Origin of the sequence: Microcystis sp. BLCC-F209, assembly GCF_041928595.1 — a bacterium.
Classification (GTDB): Bacteria; Cyanobacteriota; Cyanobacteriia; order Cyanobacteriales; family Microcystaceae; genus Microcystis.
The window spans coordinates 1-8856 of the sequence record NZ_JBHFLL010000050.1 but is presented as its reverse complement, the minus strand read 5'-3'; the positions used below and the strand labels follow the sequence as shown (position 1 = coordinate 8856).

General features: G+C 45.9%; 6 protein-coding genes and 1 pseudogene. 4 read left to right on the top strand and 3 right to left on the bottom strand.

Annotation, left to right across the window (positions count from 1 at the left end; genetic code table 11):
• A pseudogene (locus tag ACE1AQ_RS03400) lies at window positions 1-143 on the top strand (IS630 family transposase); the annotation flags it as partial.
• A 254-nt stretch (window positions 144-397) separates the two neighbouring features.
• Here ACE1AQ_RS03400 and ACE1AQ_RS03395 read toward each other — a convergent pair.
• The gene (locus ACE1AQ_RS03395) at window positions 398-580 is read right to left on the bottom strand and encodes a hypothetical protein (RefSeq protein WP_002749099.1); all 183 of its coding nucleotides are present in this window, start codon (window positions 578-580) and stop codon (window positions 398-400) included.
• On the opposite strand from ACE1AQ_RS03395, the gene ACE1AQ_RS03390 reads away from it, so the two are divergent.
• The 3 genes from ACE1AQ_RS03390 to ACE1AQ_RS03380 all read left to right on the top strand — a co-directional run bounded on the left by ACE1AQ_RS03390 (window position 579) and on the right by ACE1AQ_RS03380 (window position 5313).
• Window positions 579-2051 carry a glycosyltransferase gene (locus tag ACE1AQ_RS03390; protein WP_110545962.1) on the top strand — a complete coding sequence of 491 codons (1473 nt, stop codon included), beginning with the start codon at window positions 579-581 and terminating at the stop codon, window positions 2049-2051. The genes ACE1AQ_RS03395 and ACE1AQ_RS03390 overlap by 2 nt on opposite strands.
• A 73-nt stretch (window positions 2052-2124) precedes the next feature.
• Window positions 2125-4554, top strand: a complete 2430-nt coding sequence (locus ACE1AQ_RS03385; protein ID WP_002749102.1) for a sucrose synthase — start codon at window positions 2125-2127, stop codon at window positions 4552-4554.
• 6 nt (window positions 4555-4560) lie between these two features.
• Window positions 4561-5313 carry a sucrose-phosphate phosphatase gene (locus ACE1AQ_RS03380; protein ID WP_002749103.1) on the top strand — a complete coding sequence of 251 codons (753 nt, stop codon included), beginning with the start codon at window positions 4561-4563 and terminating at the stop codon, window positions 5311-5313.
• A 20-nt stretch (window positions 5314-5333) separates the two neighbouring features.
• Here ACE1AQ_RS03380 and leuS read toward each other — a convergent pair whose 3' ends face one another.
• Both leuS and ACE1AQ_RS03370 read right to left on the bottom strand, forming a co-directional pair.
• Window positions 5334-7886: a leucine--tRNA ligase gene (gene leuS, locus ACE1AQ_RS03375; RefSeq protein ID WP_110545963.1), complete on the bottom strand. Its 2553-nt coding sequence runs from the start codon at window positions 7884-7886 to the stop codon at window positions 5334-5336.
• Between the two features lie 698 nt (window positions 7887-8584).
• A complete protein-coding gene (locus ACE1AQ_RS03370) occupies window positions 8585-8821 on the bottom strand; it encodes a hypothetical protein (RefSeq protein WP_159036971.1) in 237 nt (78 codons plus the stop codon).
• Window positions 8822-8856: the final 35 nt, after the last annotated feature.

Below are 8856 nucleotides of genomic sequence, written 5' to 3'. Positions count from 1 at the left end.
GGTCAAAAGTCAAAGCGATATTAAGAAAACTGAAGGCAAGAACTTACAAAGACTTAATAGAAGGGATTGAATTAGCTATGTTAGAAGTTACTCAAAAAGATATTCGCAATTGGTTTACTCACTGTTGCTACTGTACCTCATGAGTCAGAGAATTGCTATAATCAGCGAACTCTGGCAAGAAAAAGAAACTTGACAAAAGCAATCAATAGATGTTTGAATGGGAGCAGTCACCACAAACCAAATCTAATCTCAAGATGCCATACTCCTCCAAAACTTCCTAAAAATACTTAATCTTTTGGAGAATGAGCAGACTTGAGTGAGAGAGGTCTATAAAGCAGAGCTTTAGAGCTTAAACATCTGATGAGTTAGGCCACTAAAGGGAAATTTCACTGGTAAATCAGCGTTTTTTACCCCAAACAATCACTTTTCCGAGATTAGGAAAAATATCGGTATTATTTTTACCGAAGACACTTCGCTCATTTACTATTAGGGGTCGGAAAAAACCATCTTCATCCTTCTCGAAACCGACTTTACCTATTGGCTCTGGTGGTGTTTGCCGTTGGAAAACTTGAAAATCCATGATTAACACACTTATGAAACCTAAATCTTTTAGTCAAGCCCAAAGAGACTTGATTAACCAAGAAAATCCTGCCCATCACTATGCCCTGATATCCGTCCACGGAGATCCGACCGCCGAAATTGGCCAAGAAGGGGCTGGAGGTCAAAATATTTATGTGCGCGAATTGGGATTAGGACTTGCCCAAAGGGGATGTCAAGTGGATATGTTCACACGCAGAGAAAATCCAAATCAACCTGAAATTGAAGAATTGGCCCCAGGTTGCCGGACAATCCGGCTAACGGCAGGTCCAAGGGAATTCATCCCCAGAACTGAGTTATTCAAATACCTGCCAGCCTTCGTGGCGGCTTGGTTGGACTTCCAAAGTCTTTCCCAGTGTTCCTATCGCCTTATCCACAGTAACTACTGGCTATCTGGTTGGGTCGGCTTGCAGCTAAAATTTCATCTGGGACTACCACAAGTTCACACCTATCATTCCCTTGCTGCAATCAAGTATCGCGACCTGAAAAACCCCCCCTCCATCGCTGCCATCCGGCATGGGGTGGAGTGGGCTTGTTTAGAGCAGTGTGATTGTGTGGTAGCTACCAGTCCCCAAGAGGCAGAAAATCTGCGTCAGTTATTGTCGGCTCAAGGCAGAATCGAGACAGTTCCCTGTGGTATTAATGCCGCTCATTTCGGTTCGGTCAGCCCAGAAATTGCCCGCCAAAAATTAAACATCGACCCAGAGATGCCAGTCATTCTCTATGTGGGTCGTTTCGACCCTCGCAAAGGCATCGAAACCTTGGTCAATGCCTGCGCTCGATTACCTGCTCCTTGGCTGCTGTACTTGGTAGGAGGTAGCCGGTCTGGAGGCAGTGATTGCCAAGAACAGCAACGCATCCGTTTCCTAGGCAAAACTCTCGGTTTAGAATCAAGGATTATCTTTACCGGTCGGGTTTCCCAAACCGACTTACCCAGCTACTACGCCGCTACCGATGTTTGTGTCGTGCCTAGCTACTATGAGCCTTTCGGGTTAGTGGCCATCGAAGCCATGGCGGCGGGAACGCCGGTGGTTGCCAGTGACGTAGGCGGTCTCCGACATACGGTCGTCCATAATCGCACGGGTCTGCTCGTTCCCCCGCGCAATGCCGAAGCTCTAGCAACAGCTCTAGGGGAACTACTGGCCCGGCCAGAGAAGCGGCAGTCCATGGGTCGCTTGGGGCGTGAGTGGGTCGAGTCCCGTTTTAGTAGTGGGGCGGTAGCCAGACAAATCCTCTCCCTTTATCAATCCCTGACCCTGGAAAAATCCGCCCCAGAAGGTGTTCTGCCGAAGCAAAGTTTAATTACAGCTTTACAAAAGCGAATACAGCAAGAGCTAGGATTAAAAAAGGGCAACAAAGAGAGTGAATTGAGGCATCTCGCCGCCATGGAAAAGTTGATCCAAGTTCTCCAAGAAGGGGTGAAGGTGTCCAGGGAGCAACTCTATAATTTTTGAGGGAGCGGTATCTGCCCACTGAAATCCTTACCAGTTCGCCAACCCCAAACTAGCAATTTTTTAAGGAGTCACCATGGCTGAATTGATTGAAGCCATCGCTAACAGCAATGAGAAAAAAGATCTACAGCAATTTCTGCACCAACTCAGACAACTGGAAAAACCTTACCTACTTAGAAATGATCTTCTTACAGCCTTTGCCGACTACTGCCAACGTCTAGATAAACCCGCATCGTTTCGGCAATCCTCCCTTCTAGCTAAACTGATCTACTATACCCAAGAAACCATCCTAGAAAGCGAGAGTTTTTGTCTGGTGGTGCGACCCCAGATTGCTCTCTCCCAAGCCTTTCGCCTGACGGATGACCTCACCTGTGAACCGATAAGCGTACAGGAGCTGCTGGACTTGCGTGATCGCCTAGTCCACCGATCCCATCCAGAGGAGGGAGACTTGCTAGAGTTGGATTTCCGTCCCTTCTATGACTACTCTCCCATCATTCGGGACGCGAAAAATATCGGCAAGGGGGTGCAGTTCTTGAACCGGTTCCTATCTAGTCGGCTTTTTCAAGCCGAACAAACAGGGGAACAATGGCTCCAATCAGCCTTTCAATTCTTGAGAATGCACCAATACAATGGTATTACCCTGCTGATTAATGATCGCATTGGCAATCAACGGCAACTATCCCAACAGGTTAAGGCAGCCCTAGACTTTTTGGAAAGCTATCCCAGCGAAGAACCCTACAGTAACTTACGTTTTGAACTTCAGTCCCTAGGGTTCGAGCCGGGGTGGGGAAATACGGCCAGCAGAATGCGAGAAAGCCTAGAACTACTCGATGGATTAATCGATGCCCCCGACCACCAATCCCTAGAAGCTTTCCTCTCTCGTATTCCTATGCTTTTCCGTATTGTTCTGGTGTCCGTCCACGGTTGGTTCGGACAGGAGGGGGTATTGGGAAGGCCGGATACCGGCGGTCAGGTGGTTTACGTCCTTGACCAAGCCCGCAGCTTGGAACAACAATTGCGAGAAGATATCTTTTTGGCGGGATTGGAGGGCTTAGGCATCGAGCCGAAGATTATTATTCTGACCCGATTACTCCCTAACAGTGAGGGGACTCGCTGCGACCAAAGACTAGAAAAGGTCTACGGTACGGATAATGCCTGCATCCTGCGGGTTCCCTTCCGGGAATTTAATCCCAAACTCACCCAAAACTGGATTTCTCGCTTTGAAATCTGGCCCTATTTAGAAACCTTCGCCCTTGATGCTGAAAGAGAAATATTAGCGGAATTTCAGGGGCGACCGGATCTGATCATCGGTAACTATTCCGACGGCAATCTCGTGGCCTTTCTCCTGGCCCGCAAATTGAAGGTGACCCAGTGTAATATTGCCCACGCCCTAGAAAAGTCGAAATATTTATTCAGTAACCTCTACTGGCAGGACTTAGAGGAACAATATCATTTTTCCCTGCAATTTACGGCGGATTTAATTTCTATGAATGCCGCTAACTTTATTATCAGTAGCACCTATCAGGAGATCGTGGGAACCAGCGATAGCGTCGGTCAGTACGAATCCTATCAGTGTTTTACTATGCCTGAACTGTACCATGTGGTCAGTGGCATCGAGCTATTTAGTCCCAAGTTCAATGTCGTCCCTCCAGGGGTGAATGAAAGTTACTTTTTCCCCTATACCAACCGGGAAGAACGTCTGCTGGGAGAAGGGGAGCGTCTGGAAGAACTGCTTTTTACCCTAGAAGCTCCCAGACGGGTATTCGGTCATCTGGACAACCCCGACAAGCGCCCGCTTTTTTCCCTTGCCAGACTCGACCGAATCAAAAACCTGACGGGATTGGCGGAGTGTTTTGGCAAAAGCGAGGCACTTCAGGAACAGTGCAACCTGATTTTAGTGGCGGGCAAGTTGCGAGCCGAAGATAGTACGGATCGGGAGGAAATTAGCGAAATTCAAAAACTGTACCACCTCATCGATCAGTACAACCTAGAGGGCAAAATTCGCTGGTTGGGAATAATGTTGCCGAAAGCTGATGCTGGGGAAATCTATCGTATTATTGCCGATCGCCAGGGTATCTTCGTCCAACCCGCCCTATTTGAAGCCTTTGGTTTAACGGTTTTGGAGGCAATGATCACGGGACTGCCGATTTTCGCCACCGAATTCGGGGGGCCGAGGGAAATCATTCAACACGGGGCTAACGGTTTTCTGATTAATCCCACTCATCCAGAAGAAACCGCCACTATGATTCTCGATTTTCTGGCTAAATGCCGGCAAGATCCCGATTACTGGCGGGAAATTTCTGAACAGGCGATCCAAAGGGTCTACAGCCACTATACTTGGAAAATCCACACCACGCGTCTACTCTCCCTTGCCCGCATCTACGGCTTTTGGAATCATACTTCCCAAGAAAATCGCGAGGAACTATTGCGCTATATCGAAACTCTGTTCTATCTCCTCTTTAAACCCAGGGCGCAACATCTGCTAGAAATCCACGGACAAAGATAAACAACCATGAGTAAATTTCTGCTGATTACCGATCTAGATAATACTCTAGTGGGCGATAGTCTGGCTACGGAAGGCCTCAATCGATCCTTAATGGCTCAACGGCAGCAATTTTATCTCGTTTATGCTACGGGACGCTCTTACCTTTCTGCCCGTCACCTGCAACAGCAAGCGCAACTTTTAGAACCGGACTACTGGATTACCTCCGTCGGCAGCGAAATCTATTATCGGGGTGAAGTTGATCCCCAATGGGCCCAACACCTCTGTCAAGATTGGGACCGGGAGGCGGTTGCAGCAATCGCCCAGCAGTTGCCATTCTTGTTGCGCCAGCCCGATAGCGAACAAAATCGCTGGAAAGTCAGCTTTCGGCTAGAGGAAAGGGCGGGTATCGGCAGCCTAGAACGGTTAGAAAGACGATTACAGCAAGCTCGACTAAATGCCCAGATTATTTTTAGCAGTGGACGAGATGTGGATCTGCTGCCCAAACAGGGTAACAAAGGACAAGCGGCCACCTATCTGCGTCAGTACCTAGGTGTTCCCCCAGAGGACACCCTCGTTTGCGGCGACTCTGGCAATGACATCAGTTTGTTCCAACAGCCAGCTAGAGGGGTAATCGTCGGAAACGCCCAGCCGGAACTCCTCCAGTGGTATTACCAAGACAATCGTCCTTGGCATTATCTGGCAAAATCCCCCTATGCTGGCGGTATTATTGAAGCCCTCTATCACTTTAATTTTCTTGATTTCGCTAACTTTCCCTCTTAAGTTAGCTGAAACCAAGCCAATTAACCCACGACAAAGTTAACTAATTTACCCGGGACAACAATCACTTTTTTGATTTCCTTACCCTCTAAATAACGTTGGGCGATTTCTGATTCCAGAGCGAGGGTTTCTAGGGTGCTTTTATCGGCACTAGCGGGAACTTGTATCGTGCCTCTGGTTTTTCCCAAAATTTGGATGACAAGGGTAATCTCGTCCACAATCAGGGCAGTGGGATCAACTTTTGGCCAGGGTTGCAGGTGAATTGATTGGCTATGGCCTAAAGCTTGCCATAATTCTTCGCTAAGATGGGGAGCAAAGAGGGAAAGTAAGATTAATAGGGTTTCGATTCCTTCCCGATAAATGGGGGATGCAAAACACTTATTATCCCCTAAAGCGTTACTGAGTTTCATCAATTCGGAAATGGCGGTATTAAATTGATAATCTCCTTCTAAATCCTCGGAGATTTCTTTAATAGCGGTGTGAATTGCCCGTCTTAAATCCTTGTCAGTTTTCGAGAAAGTTTCTATTTTTTTGACTTGCTTGGGTTTATTTTCAATATATTCGCTGACTAAACGCCACACCCGATTAAGAAAGCGAAATTGTCCTTCTACCCCCGCATCATCCCACTGTAAATCTTTTTCTGGGGGTGCAGTAAAAAGTATAAACATTCGGGCAGTATCAGCCCCATATTTTTCGAGAACTTTCAGAGGATCAACGCCGTTATATTTCGACTTAGACATTTTTTCAAAGAAGAAAGATAGAACTTCTCCCGTGTCTTTATCGCAATATTTATCCTCTTTATAGATAACATTTTCTGCGGGGACATATTTGCCAGTTTCGGGATTTTTGTAGGTTAATCCCTGTACCATTCCCTGGGTTAATAGACGGTTAAAAGGTTCATCGACATTAACTAAACCTCGGTCTCTTAAAACTTTGGTAAAGAAACGAGAATAGAGTAAATGTAGGATAGCGTGTTCGATTCCTCCGACGTATTGATCCACGGGCATCCAATCATTAACCTTCTCGAATTGAAAGGGTATATCTTCATTTTTAGCATCGGTATAACGGAGGAAATACCAACTAGAATCGATAAAGGTATCCATGGTGTCCGTTTCCCGTTTTGCGGGAGTGCCACAGCGAGGACAATCCACATTTACCCAGTCTTCTAATTTGGCTAAAGGAGAAGCACCTCGACCGCTAAATTCGACATTTTCTGGTAAAGTAACGGGTAAATTATCGATAGGTACTGGCACAGTTCCACAGTTAGGACAGTGGATAACTGGAATTGGACAACCCCAATATCTTTGACGGGAAATTAACCAATCCCGGAGACGATATTGTATTCTAGCTTTGCCGTAACCTTGGGCAGTGGCATAATCAATAATAGCGGTTTTTCCTGCTGTAGAATGCAGACCATTAAATTGAGCGGAATTAATCATAATTCCCGCTTCTGTGTAAGCATCTTTTAACTCAATTTCGCCACTTTCTGGAGTAATAACTATCTTAATTGGCAGGTTATTTTCCCGAGCAAATTTAAAATCGCGACTGTCGTGAGCCGGGACTCCCATTACTGCACCAGTACCGTATTCGTAGAGGACATAATCAGCAATTAAAATCGGAATTTCTTCACCAGTAAAAGGATTAATTGCCAGTCCTCCGGTTTTAATACCGCGTTTGGGTTTATCTTCGGCAGTTCTTTCTAATTCGCTTTCGCTGGCTATCTCTTGAATAAAAGTTTCTACGGCCGATTTTTGTTCGGGAGTGGTAACTTGTAAAGTTAAGGGATGTTCGGGAGCAAGTACCACATAAGTGACTCCATAAACCGTATCGGGACGAGTGGTAAAAACGGCAATTTTTTCTGTGGAGTTAACAAGAGGAAATTCTAAATAAGCACCTACCGATTTACCAATCCAGTTCGCCTGCATGGTTTTAACCCGTTCCGGCCAACCGGTAAGCTTATCTAAATCAGTGAGTAATTGTTCGGCATAATCGGTGATTTTTAGGAACCATTGCCGGAGTAATTTTCTTTCTACTTTAGCACCCGATCGCCAAGATTTTCCTTCACTATCTACCTGTTCATTGGCCAAGACAGTTTGATCGATAGGATCCCAATTCACTGCCGCTTCTTTTTGGTAGGCTAATCCTGATTCAAAAAACTGTAAAAATAGCCATTGGGTCCAACGATAATATTCCGGGGAACAGGTGGCAACTTCTCTTTCCCAATCGATAGATAATCCTAACTGTTGTAATTGCCGTTTCATCTGGGCAATATTTTGGTCTGTCCATTTTGCCGGAGGAACTCCCCTTTCAATAGCGGCATTTTCTGCGGGTAATCCGAAAGCATCCCACCCCATGGGATGCAGCACGCGATAACCCTGCATTCTTTTCAGACGGGCAATCACATCGGTAATAGTATAGTTGCGAACGTGACCCATGTGCAGGTTGCCCGATGGATAGGGGAACATGGAGAGGGCGTAAAATTTCGGTTTATCGGCGTTTTCTGGGGTTTTGTCCAATCCCATTTGCTGCCAAATCTTCTGCCATTTCTGTTCGATTTCTGCGGGGTTGTACGGCACTGGGGTCTTTTCTCCTGAGTTTTATCTATCCTTCCTATTTTACAGCAGCCGGCTGGGGGCGATTGCCAGTCTTGGGGCTATCCACCCTGCCAAAAACCCTCTCGGTTTTAGTGGTTAATTTGCACGGGGAATATTAAACCTCTTGCATAATTAACTTGTGAGGGTTCAAAAACGTCAAAAATAAGGATTAAATCGCATAAAATCTGTAAATAGACCATTTAACTGATTATTATTTCATTCTTAATTCTCCTGACTACTGACTACTGGCTACTGACTAGAAAATAGAAGCTGAAATAACGCCAATTCGTCGATCATAAGCTAAGACGCATTTAAAGCACTTATTCTTAAGATTAGCCGAATCTCCCCCAATCCCTTTACTGTTGCCTCTTGCCTCTTGCCTCTTGCCTCGTCTCAACAAGCAATTTAAATGCTTAACAGCTTACTAAATCCGTTGAGTATAAGCTACATATCAGGAGAGGTACTCCTGCAAGTGGAGTGACTCTTAAATTATTACAGATGTGTCAGCAGCTGCGTGTAAGCATCCCACCGAAAAACTAATGCGCTCCGGGGTTTGGGGGCGGCGCCACGCCCCCAACGGGGGGTTTGGGGGGTAGAACCCCCCAAAAGCTTGGATTGAGCGATAAAGTCGGAAGTAATACTAAATCCCTTGAGTCTAGGCTACATATCAGGAGAGGCACTCATGCAAAAGGGGGAATAAATAATCCGTTTTTAATAACCAGATTTAGGATCAGAATATTTTCATGTTTGGCGGTGTAACTTGTTGCATCAGGACTGACTCCTAACCCTAACAACAATTTTTGATTTTGGCTCTTCGTTACTTGGTATGGTTCGATAGGGGGGCATAAATCGACTAAATCCTTATCTGGCAAGAGACTTAATTGATTAGTTCGCTCTAGAGCAAAAACAATTGACAAAAATCGCTAAATGCCTTTCTCTATAAGGGTTCCAT